Origin of the sequence: Massilia sp. DD77 (assembly GCF_036961685.1) — a bacterium.
Taxonomy (GTDB): Bacteria; Pseudomonadota; Gammaproteobacteria; order Burkholderiales; family Burkholderiaceae_D; genus Telluria.
The window spans coordinates 12576-35388 of sequence record NZ_JBAMDH010000030.1 but is presented as its reverse complement, the minus strand read 5'-3'; the positions used below and the strand labels follow the sequence as shown (position 1 = coordinate 35388).

18 protein-coding genes are annotated in these 22813 nt (G+C 66.5%); 13 read left to right on the top strand and 5 right to left on the bottom strand.

All coding sequences use genetic code 11. From position 1 onward, the window contains the following. The first annotated feature begins 130 nt into the window (after positions 1 to 130). Genes hutU through hutI form a run of 6 tightly spaced genes read left to right on the top strand, consistent with a single transcriptional unit; the run spans position 131 to position 7384 of the window. The gene (gene hutU / locus V7778_RS18135) at positions 131 to 1852 is read left to right on the top strand and encodes a urocanate hydratase (protein ID WP_335557814.1); all 1722 of its coding nucleotides are present in this window, start codon (positions 131 to 133) and stop codon (positions 1850 to 1852) included. A 10-nt stretch (positions 1853 to 1862) separates the two neighbouring features. Then, positions 1863 to 3407 (top strand): histidine ammonia-lyase, encoded by a 1545-nt coding sequence (gene hutH / locus V7778_RS18130; RefSeq protein ID WP_335557812.1) that lies wholly within the window; start codon positions 1863 to 1865, stop codon positions 3405 to 3407. Positions 3408 to 3428: 21 nt separating this feature from the next. Further along, a complete protein-coding gene (gene hutG, locus V7778_RS18125; protein WP_335557810.1) occupies positions 3429 to 4229 on the top strand; it encodes an N-formylglutamate deformylase in 801 nt (266 codons plus the stop codon). Further along, the gene (locus tag V7778_RS18120; RefSeq protein WP_335557809.1) at positions 4226 to 5593 is read left to right on the top strand and encodes a formimidoylglutamate deiminase; all 1368 of its coding nucleotides are present in this window, start codon (positions 4226 to 4228) and stop codon (positions 5591 to 5593) included. Before hutG ends, V7778_RS18120 begins: the two co-directional genes overlap by 4 nt. After that, positions 5590 to 6195, top strand: a complete 606-nt coding sequence (locus V7778_RS18115; protein ID WP_335557807.1) for a HutD/Ves family protein — start codon at positions 5590 to 5592, stop codon at positions 6193 to 6195. Before V7778_RS18120 ends, V7778_RS18115 begins: the two co-directional genes overlap by 4 nt. Continuing rightward, positions 6188 to 7384: an imidazolonepropionase gene (gene hutI, locus V7778_RS18110; protein WP_335557805.1), complete on the top strand. Its 1197-nt coding sequence runs from the start codon at positions 6188 to 6190 to the stop codon at positions 7382 to 7384. The genes V7778_RS18115 and hutI overlap by 8 nt, the downstream gene beginning before the upstream one ends. A 268-nt stretch (positions 7385 to 7652) precedes the next feature. Here the strand turns inward: hutI and V7778_RS18105 are convergent, their stop codons facing one another. The 4 genes from V7778_RS18105 to V7778_RS18090 all read right to left on the bottom strand — a co-directional run bounded on the left by V7778_RS18105 (position 7653) and on the right by V7778_RS18090 (position 10640). Then, entirely contained in the window at positions 7653 to 8147 is a 495-nt protein-coding gene (locus V7778_RS18105) for a GNAT family N-acetyltransferase (protein ID WP_335557803.1), read from the bottom strand. Further along, on the bottom strand, positions 8144 to 9082 hold the full coding sequence (locus V7778_RS18100) for a DMT family transporter (protein WP_335557801.1): 939 nt from the start codon (positions 9080 to 9082) through the stop codon (positions 8144 to 8146). Before V7778_RS18100 ends, V7778_RS18105 begins: the two co-directional genes overlap by 4 nt. A 100-nt stretch (positions 9083 to 9182) precedes the next feature. Beyond that, positions 9183 to 9629, bottom strand: coding sequence for an Mpo1 family 2-hydroxy fatty acid dioxygenase (locus V7778_RS18095; protein WP_335557800.1), 447 nt, complete (start codon positions 9627 to 9629; stop codon positions 9183 to 9185). A gap of 33 nt (positions 9630 to 9662) precedes the next feature. Further along, positions 9663 to 10640 (bottom strand): LysR family transcriptional regulator, encoded by a 978-nt coding sequence (locus V7778_RS18090; RefSeq protein ID WP_335557799.1) that lies wholly within the window; start codon positions 10638 to 10640, stop codon positions 9663 to 9665. A gap of 145 nt (positions 10641 to 10785) precedes the next feature. Between V7778_RS18090 and V7778_RS18085 the strand changes: the two genes are divergently transcribed. The 6 genes from V7778_RS18085 (at position 10786) to V7778_RS18060 (ending at position 19607) form a co-directional block, all read left to right on the top strand. Next, positions 10786 to 11013: a hypothetical protein gene (locus tag V7778_RS18085; RefSeq protein WP_335557797.1), complete on the top strand. Its 228-nt coding sequence runs from the start codon at positions 10786 to 10788 to the stop codon at positions 11011 to 11013. Then, positions 11010 to 11855 carry an alpha/beta hydrolase gene (locus tag V7778_RS18080; RefSeq protein WP_335557796.1) on the top strand — a complete coding sequence of 282 codons (846 nt, stop codon included), beginning with the start codon at positions 11010 to 11012 and terminating at the stop codon, positions 11853 to 11855. The genes V7778_RS18085 and V7778_RS18080 overlap by 4 nt, the downstream gene beginning before the upstream one ends. Before the next feature lie 298 nt (positions 11856 to 12153). Beyond that, entirely contained in the window at positions 12154 to 13356 is a 1203-nt protein-coding gene (locus tag V7778_RS18075) for an efflux RND transporter periplasmic adaptor subunit (protein WP_335557794.1), read from the top strand. 3 nt (positions 13357 to 13359) lie between these two features. Continuing rightward, the gene (locus V7778_RS18070; protein ID WP_335557791.1) at positions 13360 to 16539 is read left to right on the top strand and encodes an efflux RND transporter permease subunit; all 3180 of its coding nucleotides are present in this window, start codon (positions 13360 to 13362) and stop codon (positions 16537 to 16539) included. A gap of 1 nt (position 16540) precedes the next feature. After that, entirely contained in the window at positions 16541 to 18034 is a 1494-nt protein-coding gene (locus tag V7778_RS18065; protein ID WP_335557789.1) for an efflux transporter outer membrane subunit, read from the top strand. Between the two features lie 298 nt (positions 18035 to 18332). Next, positions 18333 to 19607, top strand: a complete 1275-nt coding sequence (locus V7778_RS18060) for a glucan 1,4-alpha-maltotetraohydrolase domain-containing protein (protein WP_335557788.1) — start codon at positions 18333 to 18335, stop codon at positions 19605 to 19607. 151 nt (positions 19608 to 19758) lie between these two features. Here the strand turns inward: V7778_RS18060 and V7778_RS18055 are convergent, their stop codons facing one another. After that, the gene (locus V7778_RS18055; protein ID WP_335557787.1) at positions 19759 to 22023 is read right to left on the bottom strand and encodes a TonB-dependent receptor; all 2265 of its coding nucleotides are present in this window, start codon (positions 22021 to 22023) and stop codon (positions 19759 to 19761) included. Positions 22024 to 22280: 257 nt separating this feature from the next. Between V7778_RS18055 and V7778_RS18050 the strand changes: the two genes are divergently transcribed. Next, entirely contained in the window at positions 22281 to 22808 is a 528-nt protein-coding gene (locus tag V7778_RS18050; RefSeq protein WP_335557785.1) for a DNA-deoxyinosine glycosylase, read from the top strand. The last annotated feature ends 5 nt before the right edge of the window (positions 22809 to 22813 follow it).

The following is a 22813-nucleotide window of genomic DNA, read 5'->3' as shown; positions in this document are numbered from 1 at the left end:
CTGCCGAAAAATACAGCACAAGCACCATGCCAAAATGATTTGACTTAGTTGTATAGACAACCTAGACTTCAGTGCAGCACACCGCGCGTGCGCCTTCGCACGTGCCGACCTCGACCCCGAAGGAGCCGCCATGTCCACTGAATCGCCCCGCCTCGACGACCCCCGCGTCGACCCTTCCCGCGTGATCCGCGCCCCGCGCGGCAGCGAACTGTCCTGCAAGAGCTGGCTGACCGAAGCCGCCTACCGCATGATCCAGAACAACCTCGACGCCGAGGTCGCGGAAAACCCGCAAAGCCTGGTGGTCTACGGCGGCATCGGCCGCGCGGCCCGCAACTGGGAATGCTACGACCAGATCCTCGCCTCGCTGAAGGAACTGGAAGACGACCAGACCCTGCTGATCCAGTCCGGTAAACCGGTCGGCGTGTTCCAGACCCACCCCGACGCCCCGCGCGTGCTGCTGGCGAACTCCAACCTGGTGCCCAAGTGGGCCACCTGGGAACACTTCAATGAACTCGACCGCAAGGGCCTGTTCATGTACGGCCAGATGACCGCCGGCAGCTGGATCTACATCGGCACCCAGGGCATCGTGCAGGGCACCTACGAGACCTTCGCCGAAGCCGGGCGCCAGCACTTCGGCGGCGACCTCAGTGGGACCATGAGCGGCCGCTGGATCCTGACCGCGGGCCTGGGCGGCATGGGCGGCGCCCAGCCGCTGGCCGCTACGTTTGCGGGCGCGGTGTCGCTGAACATCGAATGCCAGCAGAGCAGCATCGACTTCCGCCTGCGCACCCGCTACCTGGACAAGCAGGCCAGGGACATCGACGAAGCGCTCAGCATGGTCAAGGAGTACACCGGGCGCCGCGAGGCGGTCTCGATCGGCCTGCTGGGCAATGCCGCCGAGATCCTGCCGGAGCTGGTCCGGCGTGCGAAGAACGGCGGCCTGGTGCCGGACCTGGTCACCGACCAGACCTCGGCCCACGACCTGATCAACGGCTACCTGCCGATCGGCTGGAGCGTGGAAGAATGGAAGGCCGCCCAGCAGAACCCGGCGGAACACGCGCGCCTGAAGGACGCGGCGGCCAAGTCCTGCGCCGTCCACGTGCGCGCCATCCTCGACTTCAAGGCCATGGGCGCCTACGCTGTCGACTACGGCAACAACATCCGCCAGGTGGCCAAGGACGAGGGCGTCGAGGATGCCTTCGCCTTCCCGGGCTTCGTGCCGGCCTATATCCGTCCCCAGTTCTGCGAAGGCCGCGGCCCCTTCCGCTGGGTGGCGCTGTCGGGCGATCCGGAAGACATCTATAAAACCGACGCCAAGATCAAGGAGCTGTTCCCGCAGCACGCGCGCGTGCACCGCTGGCTCGACATGGCGCGCGAGCGCATCGCCTTCCAGGGCCTGCCGGCGCGCATCTGCTGGCTGGGCCTGGGCGAGCGCCACCTGGCCGGCCTGGCCTTCAACGAGATGGTGCGCACCGGCGAACTGAAGGCGCCGATCGTGATCGGCCGCGACCACCTGGACACCGGCTCGGTCGCCAGTCCGAACCGCGAGACCGAAGCGATGCGCGACGGCACCGACGCGGTCTCCGACTGGCCGCTCCTGAACGCCATGCTGAACACCGCCGGCGGCGCCACCTGGGTCTCGCTGCACCACGGCGGCGGCGTGGGCATGGGCTATTCGCAGCATTCGGGCGTGGTGATCGTGGCCGACGGCACCGAGGCCGCCGCCAAGCGCCTGGCGCGCGTGCTGGTCAACGACAGCGGCTCGGGCGTGATGCGCCACGCCGACGCCGGCTACCAAAGCGCAATCGACACGGCCAAGCGCAATGGCCTGAACCTCCCGATGATCAAGTAAGGTTGTAGACATGAACCACCACCATCACGCACTCACCCTGCAACCCGGCCAGCTGCTTCTATCCGACCTGCGCGCCGTCTGGGCCGCGCCGGTGCAGCTCACCCTGGCCGACGAGGCCTGGGATGCGATCAAGGCCTCGGCCGCCACCGTGAAATCCATCGTCGCCAAGGGCGACCCGGCCTACGGCATCAACACCGGCTTCGGCATCCTGGCCAAGGCCCATATCCCGCACGACCAGCTGGCGACCCTGCAGCGCAACCTGATCCTGTCGCACGCGGTGGGCACCGGCGAACTGCTGTCGGACACCATCGTGCGCCTGATCCTCCTGACCAAGATCGGCAGCCTGGCGCGCGGCTACTCGGGCGTGCGCCCGGTGATCATCGAAACGCTCATCAAGATGCTCAACGCGGGGATCATGCCGGCGATTCCCGCACAAGGTTCGGTGGGCGCCTCGGGCGACCTGGCGCCGCTGGCCCACATGACCCTGCCGATGCTCGGCGTCGGCCAGGTGCGCGTGAACGGCGAACTGCTGGATGCGGCGGACGCCCTGCGCGCGGCCGGCATCGAACAGATCGAGCTGGAAGCGAAAGAAGGCCTGGCCCTGATCAACGGCACCCAGGTCTCGACCGCGCTGGCCCTGCACGGCCTGTTCATGGCCGAGCGCCTGCTGGAAGCGGGCATGGTCACCGGCGCCCTGTCGGTCGACGCCGCGCGCGGCAGCGACGCGCCCTTCGATGCGCGCATCCACGCGGTGCGCGGCCAGCCTGGGCAGATCGCCGCGGCCAACATCTACCGCCAGCTCGTGGCGGGCAGCGCCATCCGCGCTTCGCACCTGGTGGGCGACGAGCGCGTGCAGGACCCGTACAGCCTGCGCTGCCAGCCGCAGGTGATGGGCGCCGTCATGGACCTGATCGCCAACGCCGGCCGCACGCTCCTGATCGAGGCGAATGCCGTCACCGACAACCCGCTGCTGTTCGAAGGCGGCGAGATTATTTCTGGCGGGAATTTCCATGCCGAACCGGTGGCCTTCGCCGCCGATACCCTGGCGCTGGCGATCGCCGAGATCGGCGCCCTGGCCGAGCGCCGCATCGCGCTGCTGATCGACGCCAACCTGTCCGGCCTGCCGGCCTTCCTGGTGCGCGAGCCGGGCCTGAACTCGGGCTTCATGATCGCCCACGTGACGGCGGCCGCGCTGGCCTCGGAAAACAAGTCGCATGCCCACCCCGCCAGCGTGGACAGCCTGCCGACCTCGGCCAACCAGGAAGACCACGTCAGCATGGCGACGTTCGCGGCGCGCCGTCTCGACCAGATGGCGCACAATACGGCTGTTATCGTGGCGATCGAACTGCTGGCGGCGGCCCAGGGCATCGAATTCCACCGTCCGCTGACCAGTTCCGGCATCCTGGAGCAGGTGCACGCCGCCCTGCGCGCCAAAGTTGCTCCCTACGATGCCGACCGTTTCTTCGCGCCGGATATCGAGGCGGCGCGCCGCATGGTCGTCGGCGGCGAGCTGTCGGCCGCGTGCAAGGAGCTGTTCACGGTGCTGCACCCGTAATCAACAACATCAGGAGTCGCAATGGAGTTCCGGTTCAAGGCAGGCAGGCTTCCCATGCTGGTGTCGATGCCCCACGTGGGCACCGATATTCCCGACGAGGTCGCGGGGCGGCTCGCGCCCTGCGCGCAGGCGCGCGCCGACACCGACTGGCACCTGCCGGAACTCTATGGCTTCCTCGAGGAGATGGGCGTGTCGGTGCTGTCGGCGCGCTGGTCGCGCTACCTGATCGACCTGAACCGCCCGCCCGAGAACACCAACCTGTATCCGGGCATGAGCACCACCGGCCTGTGCCCGGTCGACACCTTCGGCGACGAAAAGCTCTACCTGGAAGGGAAGGAGCCCGATGAAGCGGAAGTGCGCCGGCGCCTGGACCGCTACTGGACGCCCTACCACCACCAGCTGCGCACGGAACTGGACCGGCTCAAGCGCGAGTTCGGCAGCGTGGTGCTGTGGGATGCGCACTCCATCGCGTCCGTCGTGCCGCGCTTCTTCGAAGGCCGGCTGCCCGACCTGAACTTCGGCACCGCCGAAGGCAAGTCCTGCGCCCAAGGCCTGGAAGACGCGGTGGTGGGCATTGCGCGCGCCCAGGACCGCTTCAGCATCGCCGTCAACGGCCGCTTCAAGGGCGGCCACATCACCCGCCACTACGGCCAGCCGCAAGAAAACGTGCACGCGATCCAGCTCGAGATGTGCCAGTGCCTGTACATGAACGAGGCGCCACCCTTCGCATACCGCCCGGACGTGGCGGCCGAGGTGCAGCCCCTGCTGCGCGCCATGATTGGCGGCGCGGTGGAATGGGTGCAGGGGAGCGGGCGCTCATGAGGGCCTTGTTCGCGCGCCATGCGCTGCTGCCCGGCGGGTGGCGGCGCGACGTGCTGGTCGAGTGGGACATCCACGGCGACCTGACCCGCGTCCAAGCCGATTCGCCGCCGCCGCTGAACGTGGCCCGCGCCGACTACGTCCTGCCGGGGATGGTCAACCTGCATTCGCACGCCTTCCAGCGCGCGCTGGGCGGGCTGACCGAGCGCGCAGGCGACGGGCCGGACAGTTTCTGGACCTGGCGCGACCTGATGTACCGCTTCGCCGCCAGCATCACGCCCGAGCAGATCGAGGCCATCGCCGCCCAGCTGTTCTCCGAGTGCCTGCGCCACGGCTACACTTCGGTCTGCGAATTCCATTACCTGCAGCGGGCTCCCGACGGCCAGCCCTATGCGCGCGTGGCGGAGACCGCGGAACGCGTCGCCGCGGCCGCCCAGGCCGCGGGCATGGGCTTGACCCTGCTGCCGGTGCTGTACAGCCATGCCGGCTTCGGCGAGCAGCCGCTCAAACCCGCGCAAGGGCGCTTCCGCACCGGCGTGGACGACGTGCTCGGCATCGTCGAGGCGCTCGCGCCGCTGCGCAACGGCCAGCTCGAAGTCGGCGCCGCGCCGCACTCGCTGCGCGCGGCCACCCTGGACCAGGTGCGCGCACTGGCGGCGGCGCTGCCACCGGCGCGGCCGCTGCACATCCACATCGCGGAGCAGCAGGCCGAGGTCGAGCAATGCCTGGCCTATGCCGGCAAGCGCCCGGTCGAGTACCTGATGGACGGGGTCGCGCTCGACGCGCGCTGGTGCATGGTGCACGCCACCCACCTGAACGATGGCGAGGTGCAGGCGCTGGCGCGCAGCGGCGCCATCGCCGGCCTGTGCCCGACCACCGAGGCCAACCTGGGCGACGGCCTGTTCCCGCTCGAAGCCTTCCTCGCGGCCGGCGGCGCCTTCGGCGTGGGCAGCGACAGCCATGTGTCGCAAAGCCCGGTCGAGGAACTGCGCTGGCTGGAGTATGGCCAGCGCCTGGTGCACCAGCGCCGCAATATCGCCGTCAAGGGCGAACAGCGCGACGTGGGCGAATTCCTGTGGCAGGCCGCCCTGCGCGGCGGGGCCGCGGCGGCGGGACGGCGCGTGGGTGCGCTGGAAGAGGGCAGGCGCGCCGACCTGCTGGTCCTCGACGGCGGCCATCCGAACCTGGATGGCGTGCTGGATGCGGACGTGCTGGGTCGATTCCTGTTTTGCGGTAACGACAACCTGGTGCGCGACGTGCTGTGCGGCGGGCGCTGGGTGGTCCAGGGTGGGCGGCACATGGCGCAGGATGCGATCGCGCAGCGCTATCGCCAAGCTGTCAAACAATTGCGGGAGGGGAGCCAATGACCGTCTTGATTCCATTCGCAGGATTGTCGCCGGTGCCGTGGAAGAACGGCGGCGGCAGCACCATCGAGATCGCCATCGGCCCGCCGGACGCCGGCTTCGAGGACTTCGACTGGCGCGTCAGCCTGGCCACCATCGCCGAGGACGGCGCCTTCTCGCAGTTCCCGGGCGTGGACCGCACACTGGCCCTGGTCGATGGGCACGGCATGACCCTGCAGATCGACGGCGAGCCGAGCCTGATCAGCGAGGCCGAGCCGGTGGCCCAGTTCGACGGCGCCTCCGAGGTGTCGGCAAAGCTCAGCCGCGGCGTGACGACGGACTTCAACGTCATGACGCGCAGCGAGCGCTGCTACCACCAGTTCGGACGCCGCCGCCTGAGCGGCGATTCCCGCTTCGTGACGCGCGCCGACGTGACGGTCTTGTTCCTGGCCGAGGGCGACAGCCTGGAGCTGTCCAGCGACGAGGAGCGCATCGGCCTGGTGCGCTACGACGCCGTGGTGCTCGACCCGGACCACACCTGGAACCTGGAAGCGGGGCAGGCGACCATCTACATCGTCGACATCAACTACCACTCGGACGAGGACGACGAGGAAATGTATGAGTGAAGCGGACCTGCTGTTCACCAATGCCCACCTGGCCACGATGGCCGAGGGCTACGGTGAACTGCGTGACGCCGCGCTGGCGGTGAAGGACGGGCGCATCGCCTGGATCGGCCCGCGCGCGGACGCTCCGCCCGCGGCGCGCGAGCACGACTGCGGCGGCGCCTGGATCACCCCGGGCCTGGTCGACTGCCACACCCACATCGTCCACGCCGGCAACCGCAGCAACGAATGGGAGGCGCGCCTGAACGGCGCCACCTACGAGGACATCGCGCGCCAGGGCGGCGGCATCATGTCCACGGTGCGCGCCACGCGCGAGGCAAGCGTCGACGCGCTGGTGAGTGAAAGCCTGCCGCGCGTGCGCGCCATGCTGCGCGAAGGGGTGACGACGCTCGAGATCAAGTCCGGCTACGGGCTGGAGCTGGAAGCGGAAGCGCGCATGCTGCAGGCGGCGCGCCGCCTCGGCGAACAGCTGGGCGTGCGGGTGCGCACCACTTTCCTCGGTGCGCACGCGCTGCCGCCGGAATTCGCGGGCCGCGCCGACGACTACGTGACGGAAGTGTGCGAGCGCATGCTGCCGCGGCTGGCGCAGCAGGGACTGGTCGACGCGGTGGACGCCTTCTGCGAGCGCATCGGCTTTTCCAACGCCCAGACCGAGCGGATCTTCGCCGCCGCGCGCGCGCTCGGCCTGCCGGTCAAGCTGCACGCCGAACAGCTGTCGGACCAGCAGGGGGCCGCCCTGGTGGCGCGCTACAAAGGGCTGTCGGCCGACCATCTCGAATACCTGTCGCCGGAAGGCGTGGCCGCGATGGCGGCGGCGGGCACGGTGGCCGTGCTGCTGCCGGGCGCCTACTACTTCCTGCGCGAGACCACGCCGCCGCCGGTGGCCGCCCTGCGCGAAGCGGGCGTGCCGATGGCGGTATCGACCGACTGCAATCCGGGCACCTCGCCCATGACATCGCTGCTGCTGGCGATGAACATGGCCTGCACCTTATGGCGCCTGACGCCGCAGGAGGCGCTGCTCGGCACGACGCTGCATGCCGCCCGCGCGCTCGGGCTGCAGGACGAGATCGGGACCCTGGAAGTGGGCAAGCAGGCCGACCTGGCCGTGTGGGACATCGCCCGCCCGGCGGACCTGGCCTATGCGATCGGCTTCAATCCTTGCAAGGCAGTGTTCAAGGCCGGCATATTGTAGGTTGGGCGGCTCTCCCGCTCACCCTACGTGACATTTCCCGTATTGAAAAACAATTGCTTGATAACGCTCAAAGCAAGCTTTTCCACGTCGGTAATGATGACCTACATGGTAACAGTTCAAGCGGTAACCAAATGTAAGGTTTAATGGATCGTTAAGGATGCACGTCTATAGTGATCCTCAGTGATTCCCATCTCCCCTCCCCATTTTGTCAAAAATGGGTTCGCCCACGGCGCCCAAGGCCCCGTGGGTTTTTCTTTGCGTTGCGGTTTCAGCGGCGCTCGGCCAGGGCGTCCAGGCTGTCACCCGTGACGCGGCAGATGCGCCAGTCGGGCAAGATATCCGCGCCCATGGCCTTGTAGAACTGGATCGCCGGTTCGTTCCAGTCCAGCACCGACCACTCGAAGCGGCCGCATTCGCGCTCCACCGCGATCTGCGCCAGGTGCTTGAGCATCTGGGTGCCGTAGCCCTTGCCGCGGTGGACCTGGCGCACGTACAGGTCTTCCAGGTAGAGGCCCTTCTTGGTGAGGAAGGTCGAGAAGTTATGGAAGAACAGCGCGAAGGCGACCACTTCGCCGTTCTCTTCGCCGATGATGGCTTCGCAGGCCGGGCGTACGCCGAACAGGCCTTCGTGCAGCATGGCTTCGGTGGCGACCACCAGGTGTTCGAGTTTCTCGAACACGGCCAGTTCCACGATCATGCCGTGGATATGGGAGACGTCGGAAGGCTGGGCGGGGCGGATGGAAAAGACGGTGTCAGTGCTCATGGCGTTTCGATGGCGTTGTTCAGGTTAGCGGATTGCACCGGTGTGGCTGCGGGTGCGCGCAGGGCCCAGGCCACGCTGGCCAGGCAGACGATCATGCCGAGGAATTCGACGGGACCGGGACGGTAGCCTTCGAGCTGGATCGACAGCAGTACCGACAGCACCGGCGTGACCACGCCGATATAGACCGCCTTCTGCGGCCCGATGCGGCTGATCAGGGTGAAGTAGGCGAAGAAGGCGATCACCGAGCCGAAGATCGACAGGTAGACGAGGCCCATCCAGTAGCTCCCTGCCTCCGGCAGGTCGAAGGATTCGCCGTTGGCGAGGGACCAGGCGGCGACCATGGACGCGCCCCACAGCATCGACCAGGCCATGGACAGCGGCAGGTTGGCGCACTGCTCCTTGACCTTGCCGACCACGATGCTGCCGGCCGAACTGGCAAGGGTGGCGACCAGCGCCAGGATCACGCCGGCCAGGAATTCTCCGCCGCCGCCCGATTGCAGGTCGTGCCAGGCGGTGGCGATCGAGTGGTAGAAGAGCATGGCCACGCCGGCGGTGGCGGCGGCCCCGCAGGCCAGGGTGCGGCGGCCAATGCTTGTTCCGAAGAAGATGCGGCTCCACATGGGCGTCCAGAACACCATCAGCGCGAACATCACGGCCACCAGGCCGGACACCACGTGCAGCTCGGACTCGTAGGTGCAGACATAGGAGATGCCGAAGGTCAGGAAGCCTTGCAGCGCCATCCAGCCCTGGGTGCGCCAGGGCAGCAGCAGGCGGTCGCGGCGCACCAGGCAGATGGCGAACAGCGCGGCGGCGGCGAGGAAGAAGCGGTAGGCCACCGAGACGGAAGGGGCCACGTGCCCCAGTTGCAAGGTGATGGCCCAGAAGGTGGAGCCCCAGATCAGGCAGGCGACGGTGAACAGGACGGAAGAAGGCATCGCGGAAGTATACGTGGTCCGCGAGTTTCACGCATGCATCTTGTATGAGCTGCCCGGTGCCGCATTCGTCGGGTGGACGGGGCCCCGTCCACCCTACGGTTCAATAGGCGAGATTCATGCGCCGATACAAGAAGCTCAACACGAACAGCGGCCCAATCAACAGGAAACGCAAGTCGTCAAAAAACGACGGCTTCTTCCCCTCGATCTTGTGTCCGATGAACTGCCCGATCCAGGCCACGACGAAGATCGCGATCGACACCGGCAGCACCGTCATCTCCGGCAGCAAGGCCAGCAGCGCCAGCATGGCGAGGCTCATGGCGCCCATGCCCAGCGCGAAGGGACGCGACAGCTTGAGGTAGTAGTACAGCGATCCCAGCACCACGGCCAGCGCCACCACCGGATGAATGGCCCACAGGATGCCCAGCAGGCTGAACACGATCGCGGGAATGCACACGAAGTGGATCAGCTCATTGGTGTGGTCCTGGTGGCTCTCCGCGTACTTCGCCAGCAGGATGTCGATATTGCGCGGCGCCGAGGCGTGTTCCATGGTGGTCTCCGGTATGGTTTTTATGCGCCGATTCTACACCGACTGCCCGAGCCGGAAAGCGTCCGGCGGCAGCGGCGGCTGGGCCAGCGAGGAATCGGCCGGCTGCAGCCGCAGGTGCGGATTGCTGGCGAACAGCTCGGACACCCATTCCACGAACACCCTCACCTTGGCCGACAGGTGGCGGTTCTGCGGATACACGACGTGGATCGGCAGCGGATCGGAGCGCCAGTCCGCCAGCAGGCGCACCACGCGGCCGGTGGCGAGGTGTTCGGTCAGGAGGTAATCGGCCATGAAGATGATGCCCAGCCCCGACAGCCCGGCCTCGATGTAGGCATTCGAATCGTTCAGCGCGATCACCCCCGGCAGCGCCAGCTCGATACGCTCGCCGTGGCGCGTGAAGTCCCAGTTGTAGATCTTGCCGGTCTTGGCCGAAAAATAATTCACGCAGCGGTGGCGCTCGAGGTCGCGCGGGTGCTCGGGCATGCCGTAGCGCTCGATATAGGCAGGCGATGCGCAGGTGACGAAATTGACCACGCCGACCCGGCGCGCGATCAGGCTGGTGTCGTACAGCTCACCGCCGCGCACGGCGCAATCGACCCCTTCCTCGACCAGGTCGACCGGGCGGTCGCTGCTGCCCAGTTCCATGGTGATGTCGGGATAGCGCTCGAAGAACGCGGGCAGGGCGGGCAGCAGGATCTCGGACGACAGGCCGGTGGGCGCATCGACCCGCAGCCGCCCGCTCGGGCTGAGCCGGTGGCGCGAGAGCGATTCCTCGGCGTCGCGCACGTCCGACAGGATGCGCACGCAGCGTTCATAATAGGCGGCGCCGTCCGAGGTCACCGTCACCTGGCGCGTGGTCCGGTGCAGCAGCTTGGCCGACAAGGCGGTCTCCAGCGACTGCACCAGGGTCGAGACGGTCGCCTTGGGCAGCTGCAGGGCGTCCGCCGCCTTGGTAAAGCTGCCGCAGTCCACCACCTGGATGAACACTTCCATCGCCTGTAACTTGTTCATTTCCCGTCCTCCGAATGACAGAATCATGTCATTGTTCATCAATCCGAACAATCAATTCGGCTTTGCCATCTTTATCCGATTGTAGATGATGTCTATTATGTGTGCATCGCAACAAATAAAGTCGCAGTCACTTACGGAGCTGGTCATGAGCATTCGGGACGGAATCTTCACCACGGCCGCGGTCGCTGTCAGCGCAGTCGCCCTGGCGGGCCTGCTGGGCACGGACGCCTACTCGCGCGCCGCGGGCGCCGAAGCGCGCGGCCTGCACGCCCTGACCATGCAGATGCAGATGGCCTGCGCCGACGAGTGCGATGGCCAGCAAGAGCGCATTGTTCAGCTGCGTGAAATGCGCGACCCGGAGGCCGCCCGATGAGCGCGGTGCCGGAGAATCTCGCCCTCAGGGTGCGCGAACTCGACGTCGGCGGCGCCAACGGCCCGCTCGGGGCGCGCCTCTACGTGGCGGGCCCGGCGCCCAAGCGCGATACCCTGGTGGTGTTCTTCCACGGCGGCGGCTTCATCGCCGACGACATGGAGGATGCGGACGAATTCCTGCGCATGCTGGCCGAAAGCGACCACCAGCCGCTGGTGCTGGCCTCGCGCTACACGCTGGCCACCGTCAGCCCTTTCCCGGCGGCGGTCGAGGATGCGCATGCGGTGCTGCTGTGGGCAAAGAAGAACAAGACCAAGCTCGGCTGGACTGGCAAGCACCTGGTGGTGTCCGGCATCGAGGCGGGCGCCAACCTGGCGGCGGTGTGCGGCCTGATGTCGCGCGACCGCGGCGGACCGGCACTGGCCGGCCAGCTCCTGATCATGCCGATGCTCGATCCCGGCCTGACCACCTGCTCGATGCGCCAGATGACCCTGTGCCCGGACCGCGAAAAAGTGACCGCCGTCTGCGCCGAGGCCTACCGGGGCTACCTGCCGAACGCCGCCGACCGTGCCCACCCGTACGCGTCGCCGCTGCAGTCGAGCCGGCTGAAGAACCTGCCGCCGGCCCTGATCCTGTCGGCCGAGGACGACCCATTGCGCGACGAAGCCGAACAATACGGCGCCAAATTGATCAACGCAGGTGTGCGCACCACGGTGCGCCGCCTGCCTCCGGCTCAGCTGACCGACCCGAACGGACGCACCGAATGCGCGTGCAAGGTCCATGCGATGGGCGAGATCGGCATCTTCCTCTCGGGAATCGAGGGACAGGGAGGCGCGCCCGTCTAGCGCGTCGACATACCGGGTCCGGCCCGGATCCAGGCTGCCAAGCGGATGCCTTACCGAGTGTAGGGCAGGGGCAGCGCTTTACCTGCGGTTTTTGCAGGCATCGATATCAACGAAGGGAGTTCACCATGACCGACATGTGCCTACGCACCGCAAGGTGTCGACGCTAGCCAGCGTTCCCGACTGATCCACCGAATGACGTACCGACCGTGCCCACGGGCGCGGAAGGGCTTCTTTTTGCCTGCGTTTCCGCGATGGCGGGCACGCACGATTTTTTTGCAACACATAAGAAAGGTTAATCATGAATAGCCAACAACAATGGACGGGCAAACTCCGCATGATGGCCGCCGCCCTGGCGGTCGCCGGCCTGGCCGGCGCCGCGCTCACGGGCTGCGCCGACGCCAACAGCAATGACGCCCCAAGCGCCCCGAGCGCGCCGCCGGTGTCGGCGGCCGTCGTGGTCGAGAAGCCGGTGCTGGAGACCCAGGAATTCTCGGGCCGCCTGGAAGCGATCGACGTGGTCGAGATCCGCCCGCGCGTGTCGGGCTACATTACCGCCGTCAACTTCAAGCCGGGCGCCGAAGTGAAGAAGGGCGACCTGCTGTTCGTGATCGATCCGCGCCCCTACCAGGCCGAAGCCGACCGCGCCGGCGCGGCCGCCGCCGCCGCGAAGGCGCGCGCCGACCTGGCGCGCCTGGAACTGCAGCGCGCCGAGCGCCTGCTGCTGGACAAAGCCATCGCCCAGCGCGAGTTCGACGAGCGCTCCGCCAGCCAGAAGGAACTCGACGCCAGCGCTCGCGCCGCCCAGGCCCAGCACGAAGCGGCCAAGCTGAACCTGGCCTACACCCGCGTGCTGTCGCCGATCGACGGCCGTGTGTCGAAGGCCGAAATTACCCTCGGCAACCTGGTCGACGCCAGCGCCGTGCTGACCTCGGTCGTGTCGATGGACCGCATCTACGCCAGCTTCGACGGCGACGAGGACACCTACCTGCGCGTGAGCCGCCGCGCCCACGCCGGCCAGGCGGTGGACGTCAAGGTGGGCCTGGCCAACGAGGATGGCTTCCCGCACAGCGGCAAGCTCGAATTCGTCGACAACCGCCTCGACAGCGAGAGCGGCAGCGTGCGCATGCGCGCCACCCTCGCCAATGCCGACCGCCAGCTGGCGCCCGGCCTGTTCGCCCGCGTGCAGATCGCCGGCGGCGAACCGCGTCCGCAAGTCCTGATCACCGACCGCGCCGTCGGCACCGACCAGGACCGCAAGTTCGTGTTCGTGGTCGACAAGGACAACAAGGCCGAATACCGCGCCGTCAAGCTGGGACCGGCCATCGACGGCCTGCGCATCGTGCGTTCGGGCCTGAAGGCGGGCGAGAAGATCGTCGTCAACGGCCTGCAGCGCGTGCGCCCCGGCGCCCCGATCGCGCCCCAGGTCGTGCCGATGACGGCGACCGCGAGCGGCATCAAGGACACCAAGCTGGCCATGGCGGACGCCGGCGCCAAGGAGTAATCCATGAACTTCCCTAAATTCTTTGTCGACAAGCCGATCTTCGCGGCGGTGCTGTCGGTGCTCATCTTCGTCGGCGGCCTGATCTCGATTTTCAAGCTGCCGGTGTCGGAGTATCCGGAAGTGGTGCCGCCCTCGGTGGTGGTGCGCGCCCAGTATCCGGGCGCGAATCCGAAAGTGATCGCCGAAACCGTCGCCACGCCGCTGGAAGAACAGATCAACGGCGTCGAGGACATGCTCTACATGTCTTCGCAAAACACCTCGGATGGCGCGCTGGCGCTGACCGTGACCTTCAAGATCGGCACCGATGTCGAGCAGGCCGAGACCGCGGTGCAGAACCGCGTGCAGCGCGCCCTGCCGCGCCTGCCGGAAGAGGTGCGCCAGATCGGCGTCACCACGGTGAAGGCCTCGCCCAACCTGACCATGGTGGTCCACCTGAATTCGCCGAACGGCGCCTATGACGACCTGTACCTGCGCAACTACGCGGTGCTGAACGTCAAGGACCAGCTGGCCCGCATCAAGGGCATGGGCGAAGTGCAGATCTTCGGTTCGGGCGACTACGCGATGCGTGTCTGGCTCGACCCGCAAAAGGTCGCCGCCCGCAACCTGACCGCGGGCGACGTGGTCGCCGCGATCCGCGAGCAGAACGTGCAGGTCGCGGCCGGCGTGGTCGGCCAGGGCCCGGCCAAGGACGCCGACTTCCAGCTCACCCTGAACACCCAGGGCCGCCTGCAGTCGACCGAGGACTTCGGCCAGATCGTCCTCAAGACCAACGCGGACGGCGGCACCACCCTGCTCAAGGACGTGGCCCGCATCGAACTCGGTTCCAGTTCCTACGCGCTGCGCTCGCTGCTGAACAACAAGTCGGCGGTCGCGATCCCGATCTTCGCCGCTCCCGGCGCCAACGACCTGCAGTTGTCCGCCGATGTGCGCGCCAAGATGGAAGAACTGTCGAAGGACTTCCCGAAGGACGTCGCCTACAGCATCGTGTACGACCCGACCCAGTTCGTCCGCGAGTCGATCGACTCCGTCATCCACACCCTGCTGGAGGCCGTGGCCCTGGTGGCCCTGGTGGTGATCATCTTCCTGCAGACCTGGCGCGCCTCGGTGATTCCGCTGCTGGCGGTGCCGGTGTCGGTGGTGGGCACCTTCGCCGTGATGCTGGCCTTCGGCTTCTCGATCAACACCTTGTCGCTGTTCGGCCTGGTGCTGGCGATCGGCATCGTGGTCGACGACGCCATCGTGGTGGTGGAAAACGTCGAGCGCAACATCGCCAATGGCCTGAGCCCGCGCGACGCCACCATCCAGGCAATGAAGGAAGTCAGCGGCCCGATCATCGCGATCGCCCTGGTGCTGTGCGCCGTGTTCGTGCCGATCGCCTTCGTGTCCGGCCTGACCGGCCAGTTCTACCGCCAGTTCGCCCTGACCATCGCGATCTCGACCGTGATCTCGGCCTTCGCCTCGCTGACCCTGGCCCCGGCCTTGTCGGCCACGCTGCTGCAGCCGCATAACGCGCCGAAGGACCGCCTGACCCGCATGATCGACGCCGTGTTCGGCCGCTTCTTCGCCGGCTTCAACCGCTTCTTCACCCGTTCGTCGCACCAGTACGAAGTGGGCGTGAAGGGTGTCCTGCGCCGCAAGGTCGCCGCCCTGGGCGTCTACCTGGCCCTTGCAGTGGCAGGCGTGTTCATGTTCAAGGCGGTGCCGCCGGGCTTCGTGCCCCAGCAGGACAAGGCCTACCTGATCGGCTTCGCCCAGCTGCCGGACGCCGCTTCGCTGGACCGCACCGACGCCGTGATCCGCAAGATGTCCGCGATCGCCAAGGAAATCCCTGGCGTGGAATCCTCGGTCGCCTTCCCGGGCCTGTCGATCAACGGCTTCACCAACGCGCCGAACGCCGGCATCGTGTTCACCACCCTGGCGCCCTTCGACCAGCGCAAGGATAAATCGATGAGCGCGGACGCCATCGCGGCCGAGATCAACAAGCGCATGGGCGCCGTCGAAGAGGCTTTCGTGCTGGTGCTGTCGCCGCCGCCGGTCAATGGCCTGGGCACCACCGGCGGCTTCAAGATGATGATCGAAGACCGCGGCAACCTCGGCTACGATGAACTCAACAAGGCCATGCAGGCGCTGCAGGCGAAAGCCGCCCAGACGCCGGAACTGGCGGGTGTGTTCTCGAGCTTCCAGATCAACGTGCCGCAGCTGTTCGCCGACATCGACCGTGTGAAGGCCAAGCAGCTGGGCGTTTCGCTGGCCGAGATCAACCAGGCCCTGCAGGTCAACCTGGGTTCGGTGTACGTGAACGACTTCAACCAGTTCGGCCGTACCTACCAGGTGCGGGTCCAGGCCGACGCGCAGTTCCGCTCGCACGCCGAGCAGATCGAGCAGCTCAAGGTGCGCAACGACAAGGGCGAAATGATCCCGCTGTCCTCGCTCATGCGTATCAAGGACACCTATGGTCCGGACCGCGTGCAGCGCTACAACGGCTACGTCGCCGCCGAGCTGAATGGCGGCCCGGCGCCGGGCGTGTCCTCGGGCCAGGCCCAGGCCGCGATGGAAAAGATCGCCGCCGAAGTGCTGCCGAAAGGGATCAGCTACGAATGGACCGAGCTGACCTACCAGGACATCCTGGCCGGTAACACCATGATCTACGTGTTCCCGCTGTGCGTGCTGCTGGTGTTCCTGGTGCTGGCCGCCCAGTACGAAAGCTGGACCCTGCCGCTGTCGGTGATCCTGATCGTGCCGATGTCGATCCTGTGCGCGCTGATCGGCGTGAAGCTGACCGGTGGCGACAACAACGTCTTCACCCAGATCGCCCTGTTCGTGCTGGTGGGCCTGGCCTCGAAGAACGCGATCCTGATCGTGGAATTCGCCCGCGAGCTGGAAGACCATGGCCGCAGCGTCATCGACGCCGCGCTGGAAGCCTCCCGCCTGCGCCTGCGTCCGATCCTGATGACCTCGATCGCCTTCATCGCCGGTGTGATCCCGCTGGTGTTCTCGAGCGGGGCCGGCGCCGAGATGCGCCACGCGATCGGTATCGCCGTGTTCTCGGGCATGCTGGGCGTGACCTTCTTCGGCCTGTTCCTGACCCCGCTCTTCTATGTGCTGCTGCGCATGCTGGCGAAACGTTTCGAAAAGCCGGTGCACGCTCATGGTGCGGCGCATGGCAAGGAAGGAGTGCATTAAGATGAACAACATGATCGCAAGGGGCGTGGCCCCGCTGCTCGCGGCCTTGATCCTGACGGCCTGCGCCACCCCGGAATTCAAGCAGCCGAACGTCGCCACCCCGGCGGCCTTCCGCGAATCGCAGGTGCCGCAGTCCTCGGCTGAAGTCGCCGGCATCGAAGGCTCGCGCTGGAAGCCCGCGCAGCCGGCCGAACAGCAGCCGCGCGGCCAGTGGTGGCTGGCCTTCAACGACCAGGCGCTTACCGCCCTGGTCGATGAGGCCACCGCCAACAACGCCAACCTGGCCGTGGCGGCCGCCCGCGTGAAGCAGGCGCGCGCCATTGCCGGCATCGCCAACGCCGACCGCCTGCCGCAGGTGGGCATCGGCGTCGGCGCCCAGCGCGCCCGCCCGGCGCCTTTGGAAGCGAACCTGCCGCAAGGGACGCCGACCCAGGCCCAGACCACGTATAGCGCCAGCCTGACGGCGAGCTACGAGGTCGACCTGTTCGGCCGCGTGGCGGCGGGCGTCTCGGCCGCGCGCAGCGATGCGGCGACCTCCGAGGCCAATTACCGTTCCGTGCTGCTGTCGTTGCAGGCCGACGTGGCCCAGACCTACTTCCGCCTGCGCGCCCTCGATGCGGAGCTCGATACCGTCAACCGCACCGTGGGCCTGCGCGAGGAAAGCGTGAAGGTCACCCAGCGCCGCTTCGACCTTGGCGACATCGGCGAATTCGACCTGTCGCGCGCCCGCACCGAACTGGCCACCGCACGCGCCGAGGCCATCGGCCTGCAGCGCCAGCGCGCCACCACCGAGCACCAGCTCGCGGTCCTGCTGGGCAAGCCGGCGGCCGACTACGTGGCCGGCCCGAGCCCGCTGCTGGATGCGAGCCTGATGCCGTCGATCCCGGCCGGCCTGCCATCCTCGCTGCTGGAACGCCGTCCCGATATCGTGGCCGCCCAGCGCGCCATGGAAGCCTCGAACGCCCGCATCGGCGTGGCGCGCGGCGCCATGTTCCCGGCCCTGACCCTGAGCGCGGGCGGCGGCGGCATCGGCGGCACCTTTGCCGAGGTGTTCAAGTGGAGCAGCCGCTCGTGGGTCACCGGCGCCCTGCTGGCCATGCCCCTGATCGACGGCGGCCGCAACCGCAACAACGTGATCCGCAGCGAAGCCGCGCTCGAGGAATCGGTCGGTACCTACCGGCAGAACGTGCTGAGCGCCTTCGCCGAGGTCGAAGACAATCTGGCCGGCCTGCGCATCCTGGCGGGACAGGGCGAGCAGATCGACGCCGCCCTGGTGTCGGCGCGCCGCTCGGCCGACCTGGCGCAGAAGCTGTACGACGCCGGTCGCTCCAGCTACCTGGAACTGCTGGATGCCCAGCGCAACCTGGCTGCGGTCGAACGCACGGCGGTCCAGCTGCGCGGCAACCGGGCGGTAACGACGGTGGCCCTGATCCGCTCGCTGGGCGGCGGCTGGGATGGCGCGGGCGTGGAAGGAAAGACCCTGGCCCAGCACTGATCCAATCTCTCTCCCCAAGGCAAATCCGATTTGCCCTTTGCGGCGGTGCGCGCAAGCGCCCGCCGCTTTTTTATTGCCGCGCCGGATTCGGACGTTGGTGCAGAAGTAGCGAAACTACACAACCTTGCTGAATTCGTTTGACATGCGTATGCGGTAAACGACAGAATCCACCTGCCTTCCGTACCGTATTGACGGGAGGTTCGTAGTTTAGCTACCTCATGTTCGCGTAACAAAGAAACCTGTAGTTTCTGCTTTTTGAAGGAATCGAACCTAACCGCACTATACTCTTGGAGGAGACATGCAGAAAAAAGTGCGCATCAGCGCCATGCTTGCAACGATCATCCTGGCCTTCTCGGCCCAGGCCCATGCCGCCACCCCGGCGGCCCAATCCGGCAACAGCCAGGCTGTCCTGCTGCAGGGCTTCCACTGGAACTCTGCGAATTACAGCAATCCGAACTGGTACAACACCGTCCTGAATAACGTGGCCGACTTGAAGGGCATGGGCTTCACCCACGTGTGGTTCCCGCCGCCTTCGGACTCCGCGGCCGCCGAAGGCTACTTGCCGCGCCAGCTGAACAACCTGAACTCGAAATACGGCAGCTCGGCCGAACTGACCAACGTGGTGCGCGCCTTCACCAACAACGGCATCAAGGCGGTGGCCGACATCGTCGTCAACCACCGTGTCGGCAGCACCGGCTGGTCCGATCTCACCAACCCCAATTGGACCACCCACGCGATCGTCAACAACGACGAATGCAACTGCGGCCTGGGCAACGGCGACACGGGCGACGGCTTCGGCGCCGCACGCGACATCGACCACCGCAACGTGGGCGAAGTCCAGAACGGCATCACGACCTGGCTCAATTCCACCTTGAAGCCGGTGGGCTTCAGCGGCCTGCGCTTCGACTACGTGAAGGGCTTCGGCGCCAGCTACGCCGGGCAGTACGCGAACGCCTTCGGCGCCGAGTTCTGCGTGGGCGAGCTGTGGACGGACTTGAACCTGAACGACGTCAACCCGCACCGCCAGGCGATCATGAACTGGATCAACGGCACCAACAACAGCTGCGGCGCCTTCGATTTCACCACCAAGGGCCTGCTCAACGACGCGCTCGCGAACGGCAACTACTGGCGTTTGAAGGATTCTCAGGGCAAGCCGCAGGGTGCCCTCGGCTGGTGGCCGGCGATGTCGGTGACCTTCGTGGACAACCACGATACGGGTCCGTCCGAGAGCTGCGGCAATGGGCAAAACCACTGGCCGGTGCCGTGCGGCGCGGTGATGCAGGGTTACGCCTACATCCTGAGCCATCCGGGCATCCCGACGGTCTACTACCCGCACATCTACAACTGGAACCTGAAGACGCCGATCAAGGCGCTGATGGCGGCGCGCAAGGCGGCGGGGGTGCACTCGACGTCGCCGGTGGCGATCCAGCAGGCGACGCAGGGACTGTATGCGGCGATCGTCACGGGTTCGACGAAGCAGCTGGCGATGAAGATCGGGCCGAACAGCTGGAGCCCGGGGGCGGGGTGGACCTTGCAGACGTCGGGGACGAATTACGCGGTGTGGATGAAGTAAGTGGATGAAAACCAGTTAGCCTAAAAACGTCATCCCCGCGAAGGCGGGGACCCAAGTTCTGCCAGCGTTATCGATACGCTGGCAACTTGGATCCCCGTCTGCGCGGGGACGACGTTTTTTAGGCTAACTTAAACGGTTGCTGCTTTGGTGTTCAGAAGCTCGCCTTGAACTGCACACCATACGTGCGCGGTTCGTTGACGATGCCGGTCAGGTTGTTGAAGTCGATCGCGCCCAGCGACTGGATACGGTTGGTGATGTTGCGGCCATACGCTGCCAGCTCGTACTTGCCGTCGTTCCAGCGGTAACCCACGCGCACGCCGCCTTCCAGCAGCTCCTTGGCCTTGTACTCGGCCGCTTCGTACAGGAAGAAGTTGTACGAGGTGCGGTAAGCCCAGTCGGTGAAGGCGTAGATCTCGCCATTGCCCAGCGGCTGGCTGAAGCGCAGGGTGAAGTTATGCTGCCACTTCGGTGCGCGCGGCAGCGGGTTGCCGTCGATGATGGCGGCGGAGCCGATCACGTTGCCGTTCGCGTCCGTGAAGTTGCGGCGCGGGTCCTGGGTGGTGCAGCCGCTGCCGCAGGACTGCACGAACAGGTTCGGGTCCTTGATCTCGGTGTCGTTATAGCTGGTGCCGAAGGTCATGCTCCAGGCGTCGCTCAGGTTGGCCTGGAAGTCCAGTTCCACGCCGCGGCCGGTGACCTTGTCGGCGTTGACCAGCTGGTTCATGTTGACGGTGCCCGATCCGGCGGTCAGCTGCTTGTCCTTCATGCGGTAGTCGAACACGGTGGCCGACAGGCGCGCACGGCGGTCGAACAGGTCCTGCTTGACGCCGAATTCCACCGACACGATCTTCTCGGCGTCGGCCTGCGACGGCAGCGAGGTCAGGTCGAACAGGCGGCCCTGCATCGACGCGGCGCGGTAGCCGGTTGCGATGCGGCCGAACAGGTTGGTGTCCTTGTTGAGGGTGTAGGTACCGCTCAGGTCCCAGCTCACGTTGCTCGACGAGTCGTGCAGCGGCAGGAAGGTCGAACCGCCGGTCTCGACGCGGCGCGCCACGAAGTCCTTCTTGTCCTTGGTGTAGCGCAGGCCGGCGCGCAGCTTGAAGGCGTCGGTCACGGTGTAGTTCACGGTGCCGAACACCGCCCACGACTTGGAATCCTGCTCCTGGGTGGCGTAGTTGAAGTTCTGCGGGTTGCCCGGGGCCAGCGAGTCGAAGGAGATCGAATCGATCTGGATCTGCTCGTCGAAGTAGAACAGGCCGGCGATCCACTGCAGCGGGCCCTTGTTGTTGGACTCGACGCGGAATTCCTGGGTCAGCTGCTTGTGGTCGGGAACCAGGTCGGCGGTTTCCACGACGAAGGGGATGAAGCCCGGGCCCATCGGCTGGGCGTAGACCGCGCCGTAGCCGCCATCGACGTCGGCGCGGCTGAAGAACTCCAGCGTCTCGTAGCCGGTGATCGAGTGGAAGGTCATGCCCGGGGTATCCCAGCGCAGGCGCAGGTTGCCGCCCTTGTTCTTGAGGCTCTGGGTATTCAGGCCGTCGCTCGGGTACGAATCGTAGTCGAAGTTGTCGACCAGCTCGTTGGTGCCCTTCTTGAGGATGTTGGCGCGGAACAGGGTGGCGTTGCCGTCCATGTCGCGCGCGTGCAGGTTCAGCAGGGCGCTGAAGTCCTTGTTCGGCTTGAGCAGGAACTGGATGCGGCCGGCGTTGTCCTTGTAGCCTTCGAAGTCGCGGGTCGGCGCGTTCGGGCGGTCGTTGTGCACGCGATCGCCGCGGTGCTGGGACTGCACCGAGATGCGGGTGGCGAAGACGTCGTTGGCCGGCAGGTTGATGGCGCCTTCGACGTTGCGCACGCGGTCCTTGCCGAAGCCGACGTTGACGTAGCCTTCCTTGCGGAACACCGGCTTGGCCGAGTCGAACTTGATCACGCCGGCCGGGGAGTTACGGCCGAACAGGGTGCCCTGCGGGCCGCGCAGCACTTCGATCTGGTCCACGTCGAACACCGGGAAGCCCTTCAGCATCGGGTTTTCCTGCACGATGTCGTCCATCACCAGGCCCACCGGCTGCGAGGCGTTCAGGTCGAAGTCGGTGTTGCCCAGGCCACGGATGTAGAAGCGCGGGAAGGTACGGCCGTAGTCCGATTCCACGGACACGGACGGCGAACGGCCGCTCAGGAAGCGGATGTCCTGGCCGCCGGAAGTCAGCACGTCCAGCTTCTCGCCCTTCACGGTGGCCACCGACATCGGCACGTCCTTGATGTTTTCCGCGCGGCGCTGCGCGGTCACGATCACGGTTTCGAGCTGGCCGGGCTTCTTCGCCTCTTCGGCCGGCGGGGTTTCTTGCGCCTGTGCGGCATGCAGGGGGAAGGCGCTGGCGACGGCCAGGGCGAGCAGGGAGTGCTTGAAGCGGGTATCCATACCTGAGGGTCCTATCAATAAAAAATCCGGTTGTCGCAAGGGTGGGCGGCAAGACATATCGTGTCCGCGCTCTCGGTCATTGCATAGACAAGATGGGCAATATTGCAGTTTGACCAATCGGTAAGGGGTTGATCAAGCGTAAATATGAAAAAGCCATGATTGCGTTGCGGGAATGCAACGATGCGCTGTGGTGTACATACGTTTCGCAACCCAGAGGCAGGGGTGGGCACCATGCCCGGCGCCGCTAGAATGGCGGTATGCCGACCGCTTCCTCTCCCATCCTCACGGGCTTGGCGCCCGTCATTACCCCTGACGTGCGCATCTTGGTGCTGGGCAGCTTTCCCGGCGCCGCCTCGCTCGCCGCGCAGCAGTACTACGCGCATCCGCGCAACCAGTTCTGGCGCCTGATCTCCGCCGTGACGGGCGAGGACCTGGCCTCGCTGCCCTACGCCGAACGCCTGCCCCGCCTGCTGGCCCACCATGTCGGACTGTGGGATGTGCTGGCCGCCTGCGAGCGCGAAGGCAGCCTGGACTCCGCCATCCGCAAGCCGGCCGCGAACGACTTCGAACGCCTGCGCGCACTGTGCCCGCGGCTGGAAACGGTGGGCTTCAACGGCCAGGCGTCGGGCAAGTTCGCGCCGCAGTTCGCGACGCAGGGCTACCGCACCGTGGTGCTGCCGTCGAGTTCACCGGCGCACATGGCCATGGACTTCGCGCAGAAGCTGGAAGTGTGGCGCCAGCTCGCGGCGCTGCCTGCCGCGCCGGTGCAAGCGCACTTGTTCTGACAGGC